Source organism: Mameliella sp. MMSF_3455, from assembly GCF_030733205.1.
In the GTDB taxonomy this organism is placed as follows: Bacteria; Pseudomonadota; Alphaproteobacteria; order Rhodobacterales; family Rhodobacteraceae; genus Antarctobacter.
The window spans coordinates 42,456-61,381 of record NZ_JASHJL010000001.1; the positions used below are offsets into that span (position 1 = coordinate 42,456).

Annotated in this window: 19 protein-coding genes; 10 read left to right on the forward strand and 9 right to left on the reverse strand. The window is 65.1% G+C overall.

Going from position 1 to position 18,926, the window contains the following annotated elements; genetic code table 11:
* The first annotated feature begins 116 nt into the window (after positions 1-116).
* Both RBB42_RS00235 and RBB42_RS00240 read left to right on the forward strand, forming a co-directional pair.
* Complete coding sequence (locus tag RBB42_RS00235) at positions 117-1,868, forward strand: hypothetical protein (RefSeq protein ID WP_305968584.1); 1,752 nt, start codon at positions 117-119, stop codon at positions 1,866-1,868.
* Between the two features lie 5 nt (positions 1,869-1,873).
* Positions 1,874-2,869: an SUMF1/EgtB/PvdO family nonheme iron enzyme gene (locus tag RBB42_RS00240; protein ID WP_305968585.1), complete on the forward strand. Its 996-nt coding sequence runs from the start codon at positions 1,874-1,876 to the stop codon at positions 2,867-2,869.
* 230 nt (positions 2,870-3,099) lie between these two features.
* Here the strand turns inward: RBB42_RS00240 and RBB42_RS00245 are convergent, their stop codons facing one another.
* Entirely contained in the window at positions 3,100-4,620 is a 1,521-nt protein-coding gene (locus RBB42_RS00245) for a hypothetical protein (protein WP_305968586.1), read from the reverse strand.
* A gap of 173 nt (positions 4,621-4,793) precedes the next feature.
* Here RBB42_RS00245 and RBB42_RS00250 point away from each other — a divergent pair, with 173 nt between their 5' ends.
* Together RBB42_RS00250 and RBB42_RS00255 are read left to right on the forward strand one after the other, a co-directional pair.
* Positions 4,794-4,931 (forward strand): hypothetical protein, encoded by a 138-nt coding sequence (locus RBB42_RS00250; protein WP_305968587.1) that lies wholly within the window; start codon positions 4,794-4,796, stop codon positions 4,929-4,931.
* Positions 4,928-5,998 carry a tetratricopeptide repeat protein gene (locus RBB42_RS00255; protein WP_305968588.1) on the forward strand — a complete coding sequence of 357 codons (1,071 nt, stop codon included), beginning with the start codon at positions 4,928-4,930 and terminating at the stop codon, positions 5,996-5,998. Before RBB42_RS00250 ends, RBB42_RS00255 begins: the two co-directional genes overlap by 4 nt.
* 76 nt (positions 5,999-6,074) lie before the next feature.
* Here the strand turns inward: RBB42_RS00255 and RBB42_RS00260 are convergent, their stop codons facing one another.
* From RBB42_RS00260 to RBB42_RS00280, 5 genes are all read right to left on the reverse strand, one after another.
* The gene (locus RBB42_RS00260) at positions 6,075-7,256 is read right to left on the reverse strand and encodes a vWA domain-containing protein (protein WP_305968589.1); all 1,182 of its coding nucleotides are present in this window, start codon (positions 7,254-7,256) and stop codon (positions 6,075-6,077) included.
* Positions 7,257-7,299: 43 nt separating this feature from the next.
* Positions 7,300-7,470, reverse strand: a complete 171-nt coding sequence (locus tag RBB42_RS00265; protein WP_305968590.1) for an apolipoprotein acyltransferase — start codon at positions 7,468-7,470, stop codon at positions 7,300-7,302.
* Positions 7,467-8,855, reverse strand: a complete 1,389-nt coding sequence (locus RBB42_RS00270) for a DUF2927 domain-containing protein (protein WP_305968591.1) — start codon at positions 8,853-8,855, stop codon at positions 7,467-7,469. Before RBB42_RS00270 ends, RBB42_RS00265 begins: the two co-directional genes overlap by 4 nt.
* A complete protein-coding gene (locus RBB42_RS00275) occupies positions 8,855-9,310 on the reverse strand; it encodes a GNAT family N-acetyltransferase (protein WP_305968592.1) in 456 nt (151 codons plus the stop codon). Before RBB42_RS00275 ends, RBB42_RS00270 begins: the two co-directional genes overlap by 1 nt.
* Before the next feature lie 267 nt (positions 9,311-9,577).
* Positions 9,578-10,480, reverse strand: a complete 903-nt coding sequence (locus RBB42_RS00280) for an AEC family transporter (protein WP_305968593.1) — start codon at positions 10,478-10,480, stop codon at positions 9,578-9,580.
* Positions 10,481-10,598: 118 nt separating this feature from the next.
* On the opposite strand from RBB42_RS00280, the gene RBB42_RS00285 reads away from it, so the two are divergent.
* Positions 10,599-11,204 carry a hypothetical protein gene (locus RBB42_RS00285; protein WP_305968594.1) on the forward strand — a complete coding sequence of 202 codons (606 nt, stop codon included), beginning with the start codon at positions 10,599-10,601 and terminating at the stop codon, positions 11,202-11,204.
* A gap of 21 nt (positions 11,205-11,225) precedes the next feature.
* Here the strand turns inward: RBB42_RS00285 and RBB42_RS00290 are convergent, their stop codons facing one another.
* On the reverse strand, positions 11,226-12,065 hold the full coding sequence (locus tag RBB42_RS00290) for an AAA family ATPase (protein WP_043145248.1): 840 nt from the start codon (positions 12,063-12,065) through the stop codon (positions 11,226-11,228).
* A 432-nt stretch (positions 12,066-12,497) separates the two neighbouring features.
* Between RBB42_RS00290 and dksA the strand changes: the two genes are divergently transcribed.
* From dksA to RBB42_RS00310, 4 genes are all read left to right on the forward strand, one after another.
* Positions 12,498-12,920, forward strand: coding sequence for an RNA polymerase-binding protein DksA (gene dksA, locus RBB42_RS00295; protein ID WP_043145369.1), 423 nt, complete (start codon positions 12,498-12,500; stop codon positions 12,918-12,920).
* 75 nt (positions 12,921-12,995) lie between these two features.
* A complete protein-coding gene (locus tag RBB42_RS00300; protein WP_305968595.1) occupies positions 12,996-14,168 on the forward strand; it encodes an FAD-dependent monooxygenase in 1,173 nt (390 codons plus the stop codon).
* Between the two features lie 75 nt (positions 14,169-14,243).
* Positions 14,244-15,218, forward strand: a complete 975-nt coding sequence (locus RBB42_RS00305; protein WP_305968596.1) for an XdhC family protein — start codon at positions 14,244-14,246, stop codon at positions 15,216-15,218.
* On the forward strand, positions 15,215-16,207 hold the full coding sequence (locus RBB42_RS00310) for a molybdopterin-binding protein (RefSeq protein WP_305968597.1): 993 nt from the start codon (positions 15,215-15,217) through the stop codon (positions 16,205-16,207). Before RBB42_RS00305 ends, RBB42_RS00310 begins: the two co-directional genes overlap by 4 nt.
* Before the next feature lie 78 nt (positions 16,208-16,285).
* Here the strand turns inward: RBB42_RS00310 and RBB42_RS00315 are convergent, their stop codons facing one another.
* On the reverse strand, positions 16,286-16,882 hold the full coding sequence (locus RBB42_RS00315) for an SAM-dependent methyltransferase (RefSeq protein ID WP_305968598.1): 597 nt from the start codon (positions 16,880-16,882) through the stop codon (positions 16,286-16,288).
* A 114-nt stretch (positions 16,883-16,996) separates the two neighbouring features.
* Positions 16,997-17,491: a translation initiation factor IF-3 gene (gene infC, locus RBB42_RS00320; protein WP_428400339.1), complete on the reverse strand. Its 495-nt coding sequence runs from the start codon at positions 17,489-17,491 to the stop codon at positions 16,997-16,999.
* Positions 17,492-17,733: 242 nt separating this feature from the next.
* Between infC and RBB42_RS00325 the strand changes: the two genes are divergently transcribed.
* A complete protein-coding gene (locus tag RBB42_RS00325; RefSeq protein ID WP_305968599.1) occupies positions 17,734-18,786 on the forward strand; it encodes a hypothetical protein in 1,053 nt (350 codons plus the stop codon).
* Positions 18,787-18,926: the final 140 nt, after the last annotated feature.

Genomic DNA, 18,926 nt, shown 5'->3' on the forward strand with positions numbered 1-18,926 from the left:
TCCGCGTCCGCCCGGCGCTGCCGGATAATTGTCCAGCCAGGCGGGGTACGGAGAAAATTGTTCATTTCCTTTGAAGGCGGCAGGCCGCTTTCGCGGGACAACGCGAGAGGATAATCGTGCGACCCAAGAGCTTTATCAGCGCCATCGCGGTGGCGGCCATTTCCGCCGCCTCCCTGCAGACCGCGCCCGCATTTGCAGAGGCGGGCGGGGTGCTGGATCCGCAGACGCGCGCGCTTCAGATGCAGCAGTACAACGAGGACCGCACCAAGAGCATTCTCGAACTGCAACCCTTCCGGACCACCCAGACCGCCCAGGGCGCCGACGGCACCAGCTATGAACTGGTGTCACTGAACCCGGGCATCAATTCCTGGTATGTCCTGACCGTCAGTTCCGAGGGCTTCTGGTCCAGCACGCGCCGGTTCCACCTGGAACTGGCCGACCCGGAACATTCGGTCATGGCGCTGGCTGGCGGCGCCGAGCCTGAACTGGTGATCACCGGCGAGGCCACGGAATACCGATGTGCCCCTTGGTCGGGCCGCAGCCCAGAACTGGACGAGGCCCAGTATCGCGGACTGCCCTTCGCGCCGATCTGCGAGGAACGGGTGTTCCTGCGCAACGAGGTGCGTGGCAACTCCACCAACCGAGAGGCTGTGGCGGAATTCCTGCGCGACAACGTCGTCTTCGGCGAAAGCATCGTGAACATGATCAAGGGCTCCTTCTACGAGGACGCTTTCATGAACTCTGGCCCCGTGGTCGAGGGCGCCGATGCGGGCGAGACGGTCAAGGCGCTTGGCAAGGCCAGGCTGGACAATGCGCCGGTCTTCCGGGCCAGCTTCAATTTCGACCTCGAGGGCGCCGAAGGCGGCCGTGTCGAGGCGGGCAGCTGGTACGCCATCAAGGACATTCCCGGCGTCTATGCCAGCGCGATGAAACCCGGCATGATCTCGCGCGAGATCCTGTCTCGGCCCGGCGAGACCCACGGGCTGGACGGTGTGGAGCGCGGCGCCGACGTCTACATGATCGCCTTCGACCTAGAACAGTTCGAACTGGGGTATGAGCTGGGCACGGAACACCCGCGCGTGGGCTGGTCGCCGCGGCCTTCCGGGGCAGGGCGCAACTATCGCATTCCCGGCCCCGACGGGATTGACGACTCGGCGCCGCTAGTGCGCTCGGGCATGCTGTCCCCGGCCAAGACCGACCGTGTCGTGGGCACCTTTGCCGCCGGGTTCAAGCGCAGCCACGGCGCATGGCGGCTGACGGAGAAGGCTTACACCAACTATGGCCACCACTACGGCTTCATCAGCGAGGGTGTGATCTTCTCCAAGCTGCAGCCCGACCTGGCGACGATCCTGGTGCTGGATGATGGCACCATCGACATGCGCGCCTGGACCGAGGAAGACAACAAGCTCTTGCCGCGGATCCGTTTTGCCCGTCAGAACGGCGTGCCCCTGGTCGAGCCTGATCCCGCCACCGGCGAGGGTGTTCCGGGCAGCCAGGTCCGCAGCTGGATGGGTGGCAACTGGTCCGGCAATGCGGATGCCAAGCTGCGCACCCTGCGTGGCGGTGCCTGCATGAAGACCGCCGCCGGGCGCAAGTTCCTGATCTACGCCTATTTCTCGACCGCAACGCCGTCGGCGATGGCGCGCACCTTCCAGGCTTATGGCTGTGACTACGCGATGCTTCTGGACATGAACTCGCAGGAACACACCTACGCCGCCGTCTATACCCAGGAGGACGGCACCGTGGTGCCGCATCACCTGGTCAGCGGCATGGCCTCAATCGACGATCGCCGCCGTGACGGCACGCCGATCCCGCGTTTCGTGGGTTTCGCGGACAACCGTGACTTCATCTACCTGCTGAGGAAGTGAGCGACATGAAGACAAGGCGCAACGTGATCGGCGCGGCCCTCGGGCTCGTGCTTGCGGGGGTGATGGGGGCGTCCGAAGGCGCTGCCCAGACCCTGCAACAGAACAACGAGGCGATGTTCCGGCAAATGCAGGCGGCGCGTGGCGTCACCAATGCCGAGATCGGACGCATCCGCCAGATCTTTGCCGGCTCTCGCTGGATCGGGCAGGGCAATCCTGCGGTGACGCGGCACCCGCTTACCCCGGAACAGGCCCAGGCGCGCTTGCCGGCCCCGGCGCTGGAGTTCTACCGCAACAAACGGTTCGAGAAGATCTGCGGCGAGAAATACATGGCGCCGCTCTACGACCCGGCGACACAACAGCCCGAGGATGCCAAGGTCTGCGCCGACATGTTCGAATGGCCGAACGTGCCCCTGGCCTACCCCGTGACGTGGGTGCGCGCCCGTGAGGCGGCCGAACTGTGTTGGGCCGAGGGCAAGCGAATCGGCGACGCCCATGAATGGGAAGGGGCCTCTCACGGGGCGCTGACCCCGCCGGACTATTTCTTTGGGATGAGCGTGCAGGCGGCGCGGGCAGCCCATAACCGCAAGTACCAGTCCAGCGCGCGCTACAGCATCGGCCCGACCTGGAAAAGCGGCGTCTGCGCCACCGGCAGCTTCAAGTCCGGCAGCTGCAACGGCGGCAGTTTTACCGGCTGCGGCTCCAACACCTACCCGGCGGGCAGTTTCCCGAACTGCAAAAGCCCGCTCGGTGTCTATGACATCGACGGCAACGCGGCCGAGCACATGAACCTGCCGCTGGCGGCCGACCAGATGGCCAGCCGGGGCAGCCGCAAGCTGGGCGTGACCGAGATGAAGGGCAGCTGGTTCATCTGGGACACCATCCGCGCCCACACCCATTGGAGCCGCTGGCGCGCCCCGTACTGGCATGGCTCGCGCGTGCTGGCCAAGGGCAGCCATCACAACTACCACCTCGGGTTCCGCTGCTTCAAGGACGTCAACTAGACGCGTCTTGTGCCACGCGAAAGGGAAATGCCGCCGGGCCCAGGGCCGGCGGCATTTTTCATGTGCCCATCGTAGTCAGCCTGACGCCGCGCCAGTGTCACCCGGAGGTATACGATCCGTACCTCTTTGGGCCGAAAATACCTCCGGGGGGAATTGGCTGCAAAGCAAAGAGGGGGCAAGGCCCCCTCTCAACCGTGCCAGTCTGGCGATATGTGCGGTTATTCGTGCCTTCAGTTGGCGCTAGCGACCCGCAGCTGCGCGGCGCGGATCGGGCCTTCGTCGCTGATCAGCGACGCATAGTCGGGGTCGGCCATCAGGTCGGCCAGGCGCACGGGGCGCCCGTTCAGGTAGGCGGTCTGGCTGATCAGGCGAACGCCGTGGCTATAGTCGGCGTAGGTGGCGCCGTGAACGGTGCTCAGCGGTTGGATCGCCTTGCCGTTCGTCCGGTGCCAGCCATAGATCGCCACACGGCCGCGGTTGCTGTTCAGCCGATTGGTCAGCACCAGGTCCTTTTTGTGGCCAGAGGTCAGGTGCCCGGCGACCGAGGCACCGCGCAACTGCCCTTCGACGGTGCGGTTGTGGCGCACGAGGTAGTCAGTCGAGGACATCTGCGGACCCGGGGTCATGGGTTTCGGAGCCACGCGTGTGTCGGCGGCGCGATAGATCTGGTCCACCATGCGGCGTGTCGGCAGCATCATGTCAAAGCGCGCGGCGATCTGCATCGCGGCGGGCAGGCCCATCGGCACGCGCACGAAATCCCGGTCGCTGCCGACGGCAAGGTAATCGGGCGTCGCGCAAAAGGTGATCCGGATCGGCGAGCCGTCGCGGGCGCGGCCCGAGACTTGGACAGGCACAAGGTCCTGAAGGAACGAGGGCATGTTGCCGGCAAGGATCTCACGCGCGACACGGCGATCACGCTCGGTGCCGCTGGTGCGCATCAGGCCGGCCATGACCGCGTCGCCGCCCTTGGCCGAACCACGACGGTTCGGCATGGCACGGGTCAGGCGGGAATTGCAGGTGGCGCCGGAGACCGGGCGCTCGATCGCGCGCGGCAGGGCGGCAAGCGTGGCTGTCGGCGCCGCAGCTTCAGGCGCGCGGTCGATGCTGGGGGCAGGCAGTTTCAGACCCTCCGGACGCAGTTTCGGACGCAGTGAGACCGCAACCTGGATGGTCTCCGGTGTCTCGGGAATATCCAGTTCGGGACGGGCGCGAGGGCGGACCGCTCCCAATGTCGCGATCTGCGGAACCAGGGAAGAGTTCAGAATTTCCTTGTCCGGTTCCGGCGTGACGTCGCGCGGAAGAGAGGCTAGAGCCAGCGGCATGCTATCCAGTCCCGGCGTCGGCAGACCGTCTGCGCGCGGGGCGGCAAGGCCAACGGGAGCGCTGCGTGCAATGTCGGGGGCCACGGAATGATCGCGACCGCTAGGCAGCTGGTGCGGCGGATGCCAGGTCTGTGCGCGCGGCAGGCGGTGGACCACCTCGCTCAGGGCGGCGTGCCTGGGCTCTGCGGCCGGGGTCGGCTTGCCGGTCGGGGCCAGCTTGCTGACCGTAACCGGTGTCGCGGGTGCGGCAGTCGGCCCCTGATCGTCGGGCATCATGACAAGAACGGTCACGGCGGCGGCCGCATTCAGGGCAGCAAACCCCAGCGCGGCGGCAACGAGGCCGGGACGGCGAGCGACGGAATCAAGTCTGGATATCCAGCCCTTGCGTTCGGCGGTGATTTCAAGATCGGAGGAGTGTGCCTTCATCATGACGCTGCCTCCTAGTCGCGAAGCGTTAAGCGAACAATGACGATGCGCACGGCATACCCCGCATTGGGCGGGAACTCGCCAACCCGGCCCGCAACCATCCTGTGGCTGCAAGGCCGCAAAGCGGATCATGCACCGATGTGTCCGTTGATAGGGTTTGATCTCATCCAATTGGAATGAAAGAGTATCTCTGGATTTTAGTCAAACTGCTTCGGCAACCGGTGGCGGATTTCCGCGAAGACTTGCATCCGGGCAACAGCCCAGAGGTCATTTGCGAAAACAACACCGAAAAGTTGAAAGGAACGCGCGGATGATCCGTTCGACACGAGACCTTACCAAAGTGATTCTTGCTGCGGCGCTGATGCCGCTGGCCGTTCCGGCGCAGGCCGCCGGGGCAGAAGAGGCCGCCCGGCTTTGCCGTGAACTGGCCGGTCCGGCCACGGCCGAGGCGCCGGTCAGCAAGCAGGCGGTCAGCGATTATTTCCGCGCATTGCGCTCTGCACGGGCGGCCTGCGAACGTGCGGTGATCGGGGCAAATCCGGATCCCGAAGCGCTGTTCCAGGTGGCGGTACTGATGCAGGCGGACGGCGAACATGCGCTGGCGCTGGAAACCTTCGAACTGGCCGCAGAGGCCGGGGTGGCCGCCGCGCGGACCAAGTTGGGCGATTACTTCAACTTCGGGACCGGCGATGTGCAGGAGGATCTGGACCGGGCCATCGCCGAATATCGTACGGCAGCGGACGCCGGCGATCTGCCCGCCAAGGCGACGCTGGCGATGATGAGCGGGCTGGGTCGTGGCACCTCGCGCGACTCTCGCCAGATGGTCAGCCTGCTGCAGGAGTCCGCGGATGCAGGCTATCACTTTGCGCAACTGCGTCTCGCCTCGATCTACATGAACCCGCGCAGCCTATCGCGTAGCCTGGCCGAGGAACTGGGCCTGCCGGACGTGGTCAAGGCGGCCGAAATGCTCGAGCGGGCCTCGAAACAGGGCAACGAGGATGCGGCGCGAGCCCTGTCGCAGCTCTATTCCGAGGATGGCCCGGTCACCGATCCGGCACAGCGCGCGGCACTGATCCGACGGTCCGCCCAGGGCGGGGATCCGGCAGCGATCAACGCGCTTGGCTTTCTCTACGAACGTGGAGAGGGGGTCGACTATGACCCGGAGCAGGCGGCCTCTCTCTATATCCAGGCGCTGGAGTCGGGTCAGATTTCGGTCAACGAGATCCGGGGCCGGGTGGATGGCCGTGCCGTTGCCTGGGACCGCGACACGGCGCTGGCCTTCCAGCGCATCCTGCAGGAACGTGGCCTTTATGACGGCGCACTGGATGCCAAGGTCGGCCCGGGCACGCTGGGCGCGGCACGGGGTCTGGTGCAGCAATGATCTGATATTGCTCCCGGGCCTTCTGCGCGGCTAGCAGGAGGTCCCGGGCCAGGGTCGGGACCGTTCGTTGATGGTCTCAGCCCAGCAGGCGAACGCCCCGGTCGATCCCTTCCAGCGTCATCGGCACCATGCGGTCCTCGAAGATGTCGCGGATCATGGCGATCGACTGAGTATATTGCCAGTGCTTCTCGGGCACCGGGTTGATCCAGAGGTGATCATGCCACTGGTCGCGCGCGCGTTGCAGCCAGACCTGGCCCGCCTCTGCGTTCCAGTGTTCGTTGGCGCCGCCGGGATAGGCGATTTCATAAGGCGACATCGAGGCATCGCCGACAAAGATGCACTTGTAGTCCGGCCCGTAGGTGTTCAGCACCTCCCATGTCGGGGTCTGCTGGTCATAGCGGCGTGCGTTGTCGCGCCAGACGCCTTCGTACAGGCAATTGTGGAAATAATAGTGTTCAAGGTGCTTGAACTCGGACCGCGCGGCCGAGAACAGCTCTTCGACCACCTTGATGAAGGGATCCATCGAGCCGCCCACGTCGAGAAAGAGCAGCACCTTGACCGCGTTGTGCCGTTCCGGCCGGGTGACCACGTCGAGGTAGCCATGCTCTGCCGTGGCGCGGATGGTCCCGTTCAGGTCCAGCTCTTCTTCGGCGCCCTGGCGCACCCAGCGGCGCAGCCGTTTCAACGCCACCTTGATGTTGCGCGTGCCAAGCTCGACGCTGTCGTCGAGATTTCGGAACTCGCGCTTGTCCCAGACCTTGACCGCCCGTTGGTGCCGGCTTTCGTCCTGACCGATGCGCACGCCCTCGGGGTTGTAGCCATAGGCGCCAAAGGGCGAGGTGCCGGCGGTGCCGATCCACTTGTTGCCGCCCTGGTGCCGGCCCTGCTGTTCCTTCAGCCGCTCCTTGAGCGTTTCCATCAGCTTGTCAAAGCCGCCGAGCGCCTCGATCTTTGCACGCTCTTCCTCGGTGAGGTGTTTCTCGGCCTGTTTCTTCAGCCAGTCGGCGGGAAGATTGACGGCCTCGAAAACCTCTTCGGCGCTGATCTGCTCCAATCCCTTGAAGGCGGTGGCAAAGGCGCGGTCGAAACGGTCGAGGTGACGCTCGTCCTTGACCATCGCGCTGCGCGCCAGAAAGTAGAAGGCCTCGACGTCATAGGTGGCCAGGCCCGCGCGCAGCCCTTCGAGAAAGGTCAGGTATTCACGCAGCGTGACGGGAACGCCGGATTTCCGCAGGGTTTCGAAAAAGGGTACGAACATGGGCGCGACGCTATCGCGTTTCGACGGTGGTGGAAATGGGGCCTCAGCCCAGCAGGGTCTTTTCCAGCGCGATCGTCACGACCAGCCCAAGCAGGGCGAAGGCGATGGCATAGATCACCGCGTACTGCGCGATATCGGCCCAGTTGCCCTTGCGCCGTTTGGCGGTTGTACCGCCGATGAAAGCGCCCAGAAGCGCCCCGAGGATCACGATCATAACGTACCTTGTCCCTGCCTCGCTGGATTGAGCGACCCGATCTCGCGCAGTTTCGCGCGCACCGCCCAATCAGAGCCAAACCCGTAGCGCGCCCAGCCGAGCGAGTCCACCCGGACGCTGCGGCCCTCGGCGACGCGGCCCGACAGTTCCAGCGCCTCGGCGCGCAGCAACAAGAGCGTGGCCAGAAGGGCCGCGTTTTCATGCCGCGCAGCCGTGTCCAGGTGCGGGCCGATGAGGGCCAGCGCATTTTCCGCATTGCCGGAGGCGATGGCATAGGCCCCCAGTTGCGAGGCGACATAGGCGCGATGCAGCGCCGTGTCCGGGCGTCGGCCAAAGTAGCGTTGCGCCAGGACGAATTGATCCTGCGCCGCCTGCGGGTCGGTGGCCTGCAGCAGCCGACCCATCGCGTAATGCGAAAAGGCGCGGCGATGATCGGTCCAGCCCATTGCCGAGGCAACTTTCAGCGCTTCGATGGCGGCGGCGCGCCGTTGCGCCGGGTTGGCGCCGGGGCCGAGGGCCGTCTGCACCGCGTCGATCCAGACCCGCGGGGTTTTCGCCAGCCTCTGCGGGACGATGCCCTGGCCGCGCGGGTTGACGCGGGCCAGGATGGCGGGCAGCCGGTCGGCAACCTGGCGCCGTGTCATGCCGGTGCGCAGTGCCGGGTCGTAGTAGACCCGCAGGATCATCATGTCGTAGCCGGTCAGGACCGTGTGCACGTTGTCGTCGTTGAACACGCTGTCGGGCAGGCGATAAAGGTCGTTCAGTGGTCCGATGGCCTGGGCCAATTCCTCGTGCAGGCAGTCGCGAACCTCTTGGGGAGAGGCGTCGTTGGGCAGGAAGATCGCCAGCCGCTCGCGCTGTTTCAGCGTGGACCAGCTGACGGACCGGGACCGCCGCTTGCTTCGGTATTCCGCCAGGGAAGAGACATTGGGCACCACGAAGCAGGCGGCCTGGGGCAGGGCGGCGCGGATATCGGCCCGGCTGACGGCCTGGACGGTGATATTGGCCTGCGGGTCGCCACTGAGCGCGATGTCGATCCCGGCCTCTGTGCGCAGCCGGTGCAGCAACCGGCGCAAGTCCGGTGCCAGCGAGGCAGGCGGCGCGCCTGTGACACGAACAGTGATCGGCGTGTCAAAGCGGGTAAAGCTTTGCAGCGGGCGGCCTGATTCCAGCGTGAAGGCCAGATCCAGGAAATCCCGGGCCACATCCTGGTTCGAGGCCACGGGCGCCTGCGGACGCGGTGCGGCAAAGCTCTTCATCGGGGGCAGGCCGCTGGTTCCGTCGACCGATGCCGCGCGTGTCGCCGCGGTATCGGTTGGCGTGACCTGCATGCAGGCGCCCAGCACAAGGAACAGCGGCAGCATCAGGCGGCAGGACCTGCGCATCACGTCCTCTGGTACTTGATGAAAGGCGTCAGCGTACCGATCCGGTCGTATAGCTGGCGGGCCGTGCTGTTGAAGTCCTGCGTGAGCCAATAGACCGTTGCGGCGCCATATGCATCGGCCTTGTCGTACACGCCCTGTATCAGCGCATGCCCGATGCCCTGACCGCGCACGTCGGGAACCGCATAGAGATCCTGCAGGTAGCAGACCTCCTCGATCTTCCAGGCGTGGCGGTGAAACAGGTAGTGCGTCAGGCCGACCAGCCGGCCGTCAAGCTCTGCGACCAATGCGTTGAAGTCGCGCGGATCATCGCCCAGAAGGCGTGCGAAGGTGGACGCATAGACCGGGTCGGGAACGGAGCTTTCGTAGAAGGCCAGGTAGGCCGTCCAGAGCTCACGCCACGCCGGTTCGTCCGCGGCGGCCAGCGGGCGCACCGTGAGAGCCGTTTTTGGGGACACTTTCGAAGCCTGCCTGCTTTGTGTTCCGTGTGGATGCTCTAAGACATCCTTGGATTTTCTGTCCTCTATGGGATCACTATAGGGCAAAACCTTGGTTTCTGCCCAGCACTATGCCCGCCTGTGGATGATTTTTTCCCGAGATCGGGAAACGGGTTTGGAAAACGTTAATTTTAAGGGGCATTCTCGGATTGGGTGAGTCCGAATTGCCACTGTTCGCCTGTGTCGATACCAACTCTGCCCGGTCAAGGATGGCGTTTTCTGGGCAATTCAGGCGAGCCAGGCCAGCGAAATCAGCGACAGAAGGCTGGTCCAGATGATGACCGGGGCAATGGCATCGGTTCGGACACGATAAAGCAGCGCCAGCGCAAAGGCCATCGCACCCGACGGCCCGGCCGCGTTGAGCAGGAAAAGCTGATCCCAGTTTGGCGCGACCTCGACCAGGTTCAGCGCCGCCCAGACCAGTGCCGGAAACCCCAACAGCTTGAGCGCCGTGAACCCTGCGACCGTCGTTGTCGGAACCAGCTTTTGCCCAGACAGAATCACTCCGAGTGCAAAGAGCGTCAGCGGAGCCGCGCCGCCACCGGCGAAATCCATTGCCGTCAGCAAAGGTTCTGGCGCTGAAATCCCGGCGAGATTGACGGCCGCCCCAAGCGCGATGGCGATCAGCACCGGGTTGGAAATGACCCGCCGCGCAGCCGCATGTCCGCCGGCGCCCCTGTTGGCGATCAGGTCGGCGGAGATGATGAAAAAGGCAAAGCTGACGGCAGAGTCCCAGGCAACGATCGCCGTGATCGGAAGTGCGGCTGCCTCGCCGTATATCAGGTAGGAAATCGGCCAGATATAGAGCAACGAATTCACGAAAACGACGGCCATGGCCAACAACCAAGCCTCGGCGACCTCGCGGCGAAAGACAAGACGGGCCAGCGCAAAGGAAAGCGCGAAAGCCAGCACCTCGCAGCCGGCATAAACCGCCAGCGCGCTGAATTCGAAGGCTCGGAAATCGACGCCGGCGATCAGCGGGAAAATCAGTGCCGGCTGGAGAATCAGGAAGGCGACCTTGTTGATCGCGGTTGCCTCGTCCCGGCTGATCTTGCCGAACCTTCCCAGCAGGAATCCCAGCGCCAGCATCGAGAAGACGGGCAGGATGTCATGAGTGAGGATGTTCAGCATGGTGCGCGTCGTCTCTTGTGGCGGTGCCGGTCAAAGCACGCACCGACCGGAGCCGCAAGGGCCCGAGGGGAACCGGCCAGTATCCACCGGAGTTAAGGGCGCAAGGGAGCGATCTGCAATGTGGAACTGGCTGGCATCCAATTCGGCGATGGTGAATGTGGTCCTGAACTCGGCAATGCTGGTTGTCTGGATCACCTATCTGCAACTGATCTACGTCAGTTTCCGCCGTTCGACGCGCGCGGTGATCCATATCGACATGGCGGCGGGCGCTGACCAGCAGGCGCGCTGCATCGTGACAAACATGGGCGCGGACACGGTCTATATCCTTGGGATCAAAGTCGACCTTTCCTGCGAAGGTGGCTATCGCGAGGCGCTAGTCACGGATCACTTGGAACAGGAAAATGCCTTGGGCGGCGATTTTCGCGAAAGGACGGCCAAGGGACCGCTGGCCGGTGGCGAGGCGGTTGATCTGGGGACTTTCGCCAACATCCTCAAGCGCGCGGCGCAGCAAAAAGGCGAGAGCATCACCGCCGAAACCTGTCATTCGATCGAGATCACGGTCGTCGTGGCCGCGCAACAGGCTCACCGCCTGATGGGCGGATACAAACGCTACGACGTCTTGCGCGAAGGTGACTCCCTCCGATTCCGGTCCCCGGACGTTCTGACACGCCAGGTTACCGGATGGTTGCGGCGCAAGCGGCTGCTCAACGAAATCGGAAACTGAGCGACCGCGGTCTGCGCGCCCTCACCGCTGCCGTCGCGCCATGAATGCCAGCCGTTCGAACAGATGCACGTCCTGTTCGTTCTTGAGCAGGGCGCCGTGCAGTTTCGGCAGGGCACTGGCGCCGTCGCGCTTCAGATCCTCGGCGTCCAGATCCTCGGCCAGCAGCAGCTTGAGCCAGTCCAGCACCTCGGAGGTCGAAGGCTTCTTCTTCAGCCCCGGCTGTTCGCGCAGCTCGTAGAACTGGGTCAGGGCCGTCGTCAGCAGCGCAGGCTTGATGCCCGGATGGTGCACCTCGACGATCTTGCGCAAGGTCTCGGTGTCCGGGAACTTGATGTAGTGGAAAAAGCAGCGGCGCAGAAACGCGTCGGGCAGCTCTTTTTCGTTGTTCGAGGTGATGATGACGATGGGGCGCTGTTTGGCCCGGATCGTTTCGCCGGTCTCGTAGACGTGGAACTCCATCTTGTCGAGTTCCTGCAGAAGGTCGTTCGGGAACTCGATGTCGGCCTTGTCGATCTCGTCGATCAGCAGGACAACCTTGCCCTCGGCCTCGAAGGCCTGCCAGAGCTTGCCCTTGCGGATGTAGTTCGCCACGTCGTTGACACGCTCGTCACCCAGCTGGCTGTCGCGCAGCCGGCTGACGGCGTCGTATTCATAGAGCCCCTGCTGTGCCTTGGTGGTGGATTTCACCGCCCATTCCAGCATCGGCAGGCCCAGGGCCTTGGACACCTGGCGCGCCAGTTCCGTCTTGCCGGTGCCCGGCTCTCCCTTGACCAGAAGGGGGCGTTCCAATGTCACCGCGGCGTTCACCGCCATCGTCAGATCGTCGGTAGAGACGTATTCCTCGGTGCCTTCGAAACGCATGGCGCGACCTTCTTGCTGTAACCTGTCGCCAGAGGGGTAGTGCGCGGCGGGCACCTTTGCAAGTGCAGCACCCGGACCCCGCCCAGTGCGTCACGCTGTCGGTATCGCCTGAGGGGCTCGGCAAGGTGGCTGACAAGACCTGCGCGTTCCTGTCGCATTCCGCTTCTCAACCCTGCGGGGAGCGCAATGGACGGACCTGCAACCATGCCTAGATGGGGCTGTTTCCGGCCGGAAATCCAGTCGCGAGAAGGGCTTGGCCGGGACGCCCCAAGCTTGTCACAAAGATACCAAGGGCCAGCCGTAAATCGGCCGGGGAAAGACACTAATGTGACGTGACAACCGTCGCGGCTTGCTTTAATGCCTGCCCGCAGGGGTGCCAGATATCTGAGGAATTTCAACATGGCGGATATTGGCGTTGATGAGGGAGCGGATATGAAGCCTGAGACATTTCTGCCCGATGATTACCGTCCGGCCGAAGACGAACCGTTCATGAATGAGCGGCAAACAGAATACTTTCGCCGCAAGCTGCTGGCCTGGAAGGCCGAGCTGCTGTCCGACAGCCGCGACACCATCGAAGCGCTGCAGGAAGGCACGCGGAACATCCCTGATGTGACCGACCGTGCCAGCGAGGAAACCGACCGCGCGATCGAATTGCGCACGCGCGACCGTCAGCGCAAGCTGGTCAGCAAGATCGACCAGGCGCTGCGTCGGATCGACGAGGGCGAATACGGTTACTGCGAGGTGACCGGCGAACCGATCAGCCTGAAGCGGCTGGATGCGCGTCCGATCGCCACCATGAGCCTTGAGGCGCAGGAACGCCACGAGCGCCGTGAGAAGGTGCACCGCGACGACTAAGCCGCGACCGCATGGACATGACATGGTAAACGCCGGGGCCTTGCCTCGGCGTTTTTCCTTTGTCAATGGAAGCGCATGGAACTGACGGGCCGCGACATTACCATCATCGGCGCCGGGATCGGCGGACTGACCGCGGCACTTGCGCTGCGGGCGCGAGGCGCCGAGGTGCGCATTCTCGAACAGGCCGAGGCTATCCGCGAGGTGGGCGCCGGCATACAGGTCAGTCCCAACGGCCTGCGCGTGATCGAGGCGATTGGACTTGCCGAGGGGTTTCGCGCCATCTCGGTCGCCGGGCGCGCGGTCTCGCTGCGCGATGCGGGTGGGCGAGAGGTGCTGCGGCTGGATCTGACCCGGCTGCCCGCCGAGCAAAGTTATCGCTTCGTGCACCGGGCCGACCTGGTTGATCTTTTGGCCGCGCGGGCACGGGCGGCGGGTATTCGGGTACGGCTGTTGCAAAAGGTGCTAAAGGTCGTGCCGGGCACGCCCGCGCGAATTCTGCTTTGCAATGGCGATACCACCAAGGCGGACCTGGTGATCGGCGCGGACGGGCTGCATTCCGTGCTCCGACCGGAACTGAACGGAGACGCGGACCCTTTCTTTACCAACCAGGTGGCCTGGCGCGCGGTTGTGCCCAACACCGTCGATCATCCGCCCGAGGCGCGCGTGCACATGGGGCCGGGGCGCCATATGGTCAGCTACCCGCTTCGCGGTGGCGAGCAGGTGAACCTCGTTGCGGTCGAAGAGCGGCGTGGCTGGGTCGAGGAAAGCTGGAGCCACCGGGACACGGGCGACAACCTGCGCGCGGCCTTCGCGGGTTTCGGCGGGCTGGTGCCCGGGCTTTTGGCAGGGGCGGATCGGCCTGGTCTCTGGGGATTGTTCCGCCATCCGGTTGCCCGGGTCTGGCATGGCGAGGGCGCGGTGCTTCTGGGGGATGCGGCCCATCCGACGCTGCCCTTTCTGGCCCAGGGCGCCAACATGGCGGTGGAAGACGCCTGGGTGCTGGCGGATGCCTTGTCAGAGGCGCCGGACATGGCGTCGGCGCTGGCCACCTACCAGCAACGGCGCCGCGATCGGGTGGCCCGGGTGATCGAGGCCGCCAATGGCAATGCCTGGAAATATCATCTGCGTAACCCGCTGGTGCGCGGCGTGGCGCACCTGGGCCTGGGTGTGGTCGGACGCCTTGCACCGGGAAGGATGCTGCACCAGTTCGACTGGCTCTACGGCCATGACGTGACGCGCGGCGCCTGATCCGTCCGACCATTGAAGGGGGAGACACCGCGTCCCTACATGATAGACATGGCCCGTCACAGGGGAGAGGCATTCATGGACAGGGTAGACGCGATTCCCGAACAGGCATTGGCCTGGCATCAGGCGGGTGATGGCGCCGTGCTGGCAACGGTGGTCGAGACATGGGGCTCTGCCCCGCGACGCGTCGGCAGCCAGCTGGCGATTTCCGGCAAGGGCCAGATCGAAGGCTCGGTCTCCGGCGGGTGCGTCGAGGGCGCGGTGATCGTCGAGGCGCTGGAGGCGCTGGAATCGGGGGAGCTGCGCGAGCTGGAATTCGGCGTTTCGGATCAGGATGCCTTTGCCGTGGGTCTGGCCTGCGGCGGTACGATCCGCGTGCTGGTGGAGCCGGTGGGCGATGTCCTGCCCGAACTCCTGCTCGAGGATCTGGTCAAGGCCCGCGCCGCGCGCGAGCCGGTCGCCTATGTCGTCGATTTGGACCGCAGCGACCGCTGGCTGGACCGGCAGGGGTTTCCCGACCGCTTTCGGATGGACCGATCCGGTTTCGAGCCGGACAGCCGTGTCTTTGTCGGCATCCACAACCCGCCGCTGCGTTTGATCGTGGTGGGGGCAGTGCATATCGCCCAGGCTCTGCTGCCCATGGCGCGTATCGCGGGCTATGACCCGGCGGTGATCGACCCGCGCGAGACCTTTGCCTCGACCGAGCGGTTTCCAGACACGCGGCTGTTGCATGACTGGCCGGACGAGGCGGTGGAACAGTTAGGGCTGGATACGCGCACCGCGCTGGTCCTTCTGACCCATGATCCCAAGCTGGACGATCCGGCGCTGGAAAAGGCGCTGCGCTCTGGCTGTTTCTATATCGGTGCGCTGGGATCGACACGCACCCATGCCAAGCGCGTGACCCGGCTGACGGAGGCGGGGTTCTCCGAAGATGAGGTCGCGCGCATCCATGCGCCCATCGGGCTGGACATCGGTGCCGCGGGTCCTTCGGAAATCGCCGTATCGATCATCGCGCAGATGACGCAGGTGCTGCGCCGCGGGGACCTGCGATGAAGTTCGGCGCCGTTCCGCTGGACGAGGCCGAAGGCGCGGTGCTGGCACATAGCGTCGCCCTGGAAAAGGGGCGCCTGCGCAAGGGGCGGGTGCTGTGTCCCGAGGATCTGGACAAGCTGCGCGGCGCGGGCATGGACGAGGTCATCGCCGCGCGCCTGGAACCCGGCGACATCGGCGAAGATGCCGCCGCGGCGCGTCTGGCACAGGCGCTGGTCCCTGATCCCCACCGCGCGGGGCTCAAGATCGGCAAGGCCGCGACTGGGCGTGTCAATCTGCATGCCGAGGCGCCCGGTGTTGTCGAGGTCCTGGCGGGCCGCGTCCACGCCCTGAACGCGCTGCACCCGATGATCACCGTGGCGACAGTGCCCGAGTGGCAGCGCGTTGCCAAAGGCGGCATGGTGGCGACGGTCAAGATCATCTCTTACGCGGTGCCCGAAGCGGCGCTGGAGGCGGCGTGCCTCGCGGGGCAATCCGGTCTGCGCCTGCGGCCCGTTGTCTGCAGGACGGCGCAGCTGATCCAGACAACGGTCGACGGGTCGGAAACCGGCGACAAGGGGCAGAAGGTCACGCAGGACCGGCTGGACCGGCTCGGGGTTCAAATCGGCCCGCAACTGGTGGTGCCGCACAAGGTTGGCCCGCTGGCAGAGGCGGTCACGGCGACCGACGCGGATGCGGTCCTGATCCTGACGGGGTCTGCCACCTCTGACCTGCACGATGTGGCGCCAGAGGCGGTGCGACAGGCCGGCGGCTCTGTCACGCATTTCGGAATGCCGGTCGATCCCGGCAACCTGCTGTTCTACGGCGAACAGGCCGGGCGCCCGGTGATCGGCCTGCCGGGCTGTGCCCGTGCCCCGGCGCTGAATGGCGCCGACTGGGTGCTGGAGCGGCTGCTTTGCGGCGTTTCCGTCACTCCGCAGGACATCGCGGGCATGGGTGTCGGCGGTCTGCTGAAGGAAATCCCGGCGCGCGGCCGTCTGCGCGAGGCCTGAGCCGCAGGTGGGGGGCTCTGCGGGACTTCTGTCCAGATTCAGCGTCGTGGCGGAATAGCGGGCAGGGCGCCCGATGGTTCAGCGGGGTGCGTCCCCGATCAGGTCGATCAGGGCCGAACGGCCCTTGTGGCCCGCGCCCTCGTGCAGGTCCTGTTCGTATTCCGCAAGCCGCAACAGGGTCAGGTCCGGGAAGGACTGACGCAGCATCCCTGCGGTGTACATATTGGCGGGGTCGCCCGGGCCGCCAGTGCCGTATTCCACCTGTTTCGGCGTGTAGCCATGCAGCATCAGGCGCCCGCCCGGAGCCAGCGCGCGGCGCAGCCCGGCAAAAACCGGCGCCCGTTCCTCTGGCGAGAGGAACTGGAAAAACACAGCGACAACCAAGTCATAGGTTCGGCTCCAGTCCCAGTTCTCGATCGTCGAGACATTGAAGTCCGGGGCCACGCCGGCCTTTTCCGCCAGCTTCTCGGCCTTGGCGATGGCATTTGGCGACAGGTCGAAGGCGGTGACATCACATCCTTGCTGTGCCAGCCAGACCGAATTGCGCCCTTCGCCATCGGCAATGCACAGCGTGCGGGCGCCCGGTGGAATCAGCCCTGCATGCGCGGTCAGAAAACCCGAGGGGGCAGTGCCGAAGACATACTCTTCGGTGGCGAAACGATTGTCCCAGTTCATGCGGATGAGTTCCTCTGACAGGTTTTCTCGCGTGGGCGGCAGAAACGAAAAGCCCGCCTTGGCGGCGGGCTCAGGTGCGGCTGATGCACTTTCAGGCGGCGATGTGCCGGTCCCTCACTTGGCAGAGGGGCCGATCATCATGACCATCTGGCGGCCTTCCATCTTCGGCATGTTCTCGACCTTGCCGATTTCCTTGACGTCTTCCGCCACCCGTTGCAGCAGTTCGCGGCCAAGGTTCTGGTGCGCCATCTCGCGTCCGCGGAACCGCAAGGTGACCTTCACCTTGTCGCCGTTCTCGAGGAACTTGAACACGTTGCGCATCTTGACCTCGTAGTCATGGGTGTCGGTGTTCGGGCGGAACTTGACCTCCTTGACCTCGATGATCTTCTGCTTCTTGCGTGCCTCGGATTCCCGCTTCTGCTGTTCGTACTTGAACTTGCCGTAGTCCATGATCTTGCAGACCGGCGGCGTTGCATTGGGCGAGATTTCAACGAGATCCAACCCGGCTTGTTCGGCCAGGTCCATCGCACGGGCAGGCGTGACGACACCGACGTTTTCGCCTTCGGCGCCAATGAGCCGGATTTCAGGGGCCCGGATACGGTCGTTCACTCGGGGGCCTGTGTCGCGCGTGGGCGGCGCGTTATGTGGTCTGCGGGCTATCGGAATGCTCCATTTGCGGTTTTCATCAGGGTGGCAAGGTAAACTTGGCCGCATAGGCTTTCAAGCGGCAATTCCACGCCTGTGCACCACTTGCAATCGGATTCCGCTTGAAGCTGGCGGGGGAGCGTCGCACACCGCTTCCTAGGAACCCTGCGCATCGGCGCGCGGGGCGGAACGTGATGGAGGTTCTCATGAGAAACCTGATCTTCGTCCTGGTGGCGGTTGCAGCGGGCGTGGGTGGCTATCTGTGGTACACAGACCAGCAGGCCAAGGAAGAAGCGGCGCGCGCCGCGGCCGAGGCGGCCCGGGCTGCCGAACTGGCGGCGGCCGAAGCGGCTGAAAAGGCCGAAGAAGCGGCCAAGGACGCGGCAGAGGATGCCGTGGACGCGGCGGACATGACCGTCGACACCGCCAAGGATGTGGCCGACACGGCCAAGGACGCGGCGGATGCCACGTTGGACGCGGCCAAGGACGCCGCCGACAAGACCGTGGATGCCGCCGAAACCGCGCTGGCGGATGCTGCCAAGGACGTCGCAGAGGGCAAGGCAGCGCTTGGCGATGCCCTGGCCGGTGCCGCGGACAAGACGGTGGATGCTGCCAAGGATGCTGCGGATGCGACCGTGGACGCGGCCAGGGACGCGGCTGACGTGACCGTGGATGCCGCCAAGGATGCCGCCGACGCGACGATGGACGTGGCCAAGGACGCCGAGGATGTGGTGGACACCGCCCTTGTCGACGCCGATGCGCCCGAGGCCGTCGATCCGGCCCCCGCAGCAGAGCCTGCCGAGACCGCCGAGCCGGCCGCAGACCCCGCCGCCGAGCCTGTCGAGACGGCTGACCCGGCTTCGGAGCCGGTGCTGGAGCCCTCGGCAACCGCCGATCCGGTGGTCGAACCCGTCGAAACCGCGGATCCGGCGGTCGACCCTGTCGAAACCGCGGAACCGGCCGCAGAGCCCGCCGCCGATCCGGCAGCCGAGCCCGTCGAAACGGCGGACCCCGCCGCCGAACCCGCGGCTGATCCTGCCGCCGAGCCTGTCGAAACGGCCGAGGCTCCGTCGATCCAGGAGCTGCTGACCGTTGAAGGCTTCGACTATGACAAGGTGATCGACTACATCGACAACTCCGAGCTGGGCGAACTGAAAAAGGCCAGCGCCAAGGCCGCGCTGGAATCTGTCCGGGACAATCCCGAGATCACCCAGACCGCGCTGGACCAGGTCAAGGCGCTTCTGGGGCTCGAAGAATAAGACCCGTCCACACCGCGACGCAGAAGGGCCGCCCGATCGGGTGGCCCTTTTTGTTTTGTCGCCTGGCTTCAAGACGGTATCTGCGTCGGCAGGGGGCAATGTCGGGCAGCAGAACCGGGAATGGCGGGCGGTCTTGTCTG

Excerpts from the sequence above, each read along its gene's own strand:
- RBB42_RS00240 (WP_305968585.1), top strand. The coding sequence starts at position 1,874 with ATGAAGACAAGGCGCAACGTGATCGGCGCGGCCCTCGGGCTCGTGCTT.
- RBB42_RS00245 (WP_305968586.1), bottom strand. The coding sequence starts at position 4,620 with ATGATGAAGGCACACTCCTCCGATCTTGAAATCACCGCCGAACGCAAG.
- RBB42_RS00250 (WP_305968587.1), top strand. The coding sequence starts at position 4,794 with ATGAAAGAGTATCTCTGGATTTTAGTCAAACTGCTTCGGCAACCGGTG.
- RBB42_RS00255 (WP_305968588.1), top strand. The coding sequence starts at position 4,928 with ATGATCCGTTCGACACGAGACCTTACCAAAGTGATTCTTGCTGCGGCG.
- RBB42_RS00260 (WP_305968589.1), bottom strand. The coding sequence starts at position 7,256 with ATGTTCGTACCCTTTTTCGAAACCCTGCGGAAATCCGGCGTTCCCGTC.
- RBB42_RS00265 (WP_305968590.1), bottom strand. The coding sequence starts at position 7,470 with ATGATCGTGATCCTCGGGGCGCTTCTGGGCGCTTTCATCGGCGGTACA.
- RBB42_RS00270 (WP_305968591.1), bottom strand. The coding sequence starts at position 8,855 with ATGCGCAGGTCCTGCCGCCTGATGCTGCCGCTGTTCCTTGTGCTGGGC.
- RBB42_RS00280 (WP_305968593.1), bottom strand. The coding sequence starts at position 10,480 with ATGCTGAACATCCTCACTCATGACATCCTGCCCGTCTTCTCGATGCTG.
- RBB42_RS00285 (WP_305968594.1), top strand. The coding sequence starts at position 10,599 with ATGTGGAACTGGCTGGCATCCAATTCGGCGATGGTGAATGTGGTCCTG.
- RBB42_RS00290 (WP_043145248.1), bottom strand. The coding sequence starts at position 12,065 with ATGCGTTTCGAAGGCACCGAGGAATACGTCTCTACCGACGATCTGACG.
- dksA (WP_043145369.1), top strand. The coding sequence starts at position 12,498 with ATGAAGCCTGAGACATTTCTGCCCGATGATTACCGTCCGGCCGAAGAC.
- RBB42_RS00300 (WP_305968595.1), top strand. The coding sequence starts at position 12,996 with ATGGAACTGACGGGCCGCGACATTACCATCATCGGCGCCGGGATCGGC.
- RBB42_RS00305 (WP_305968596.1), top strand. The coding sequence starts at position 14,244 with ATGGACAGGGTAGACGCGATTCCCGAACAGGCATTGGCCTGGCATCAG.
- RBB42_RS00310 (WP_305968597.1), top strand. The coding sequence starts at position 15,215 with ATGAAGTTCGGCGCCGTTCCGCTGGACGAGGCCGAAGGCGCGGTGCTG.
- RBB42_RS00315 (WP_305968598.1), bottom strand. The coding sequence starts at position 16,882 with ATGAACTGGGACAATCGTTTCGCCACCGAAGAGTATGTCTTCGGCACT.
- RBB42_RS00325 (WP_305968599.1), top strand. The coding sequence starts at position 17,734 with ATGAGAAACCTGATCTTCGTCCTGGTGGCGGTTGCAGCGGGCGTGGGT.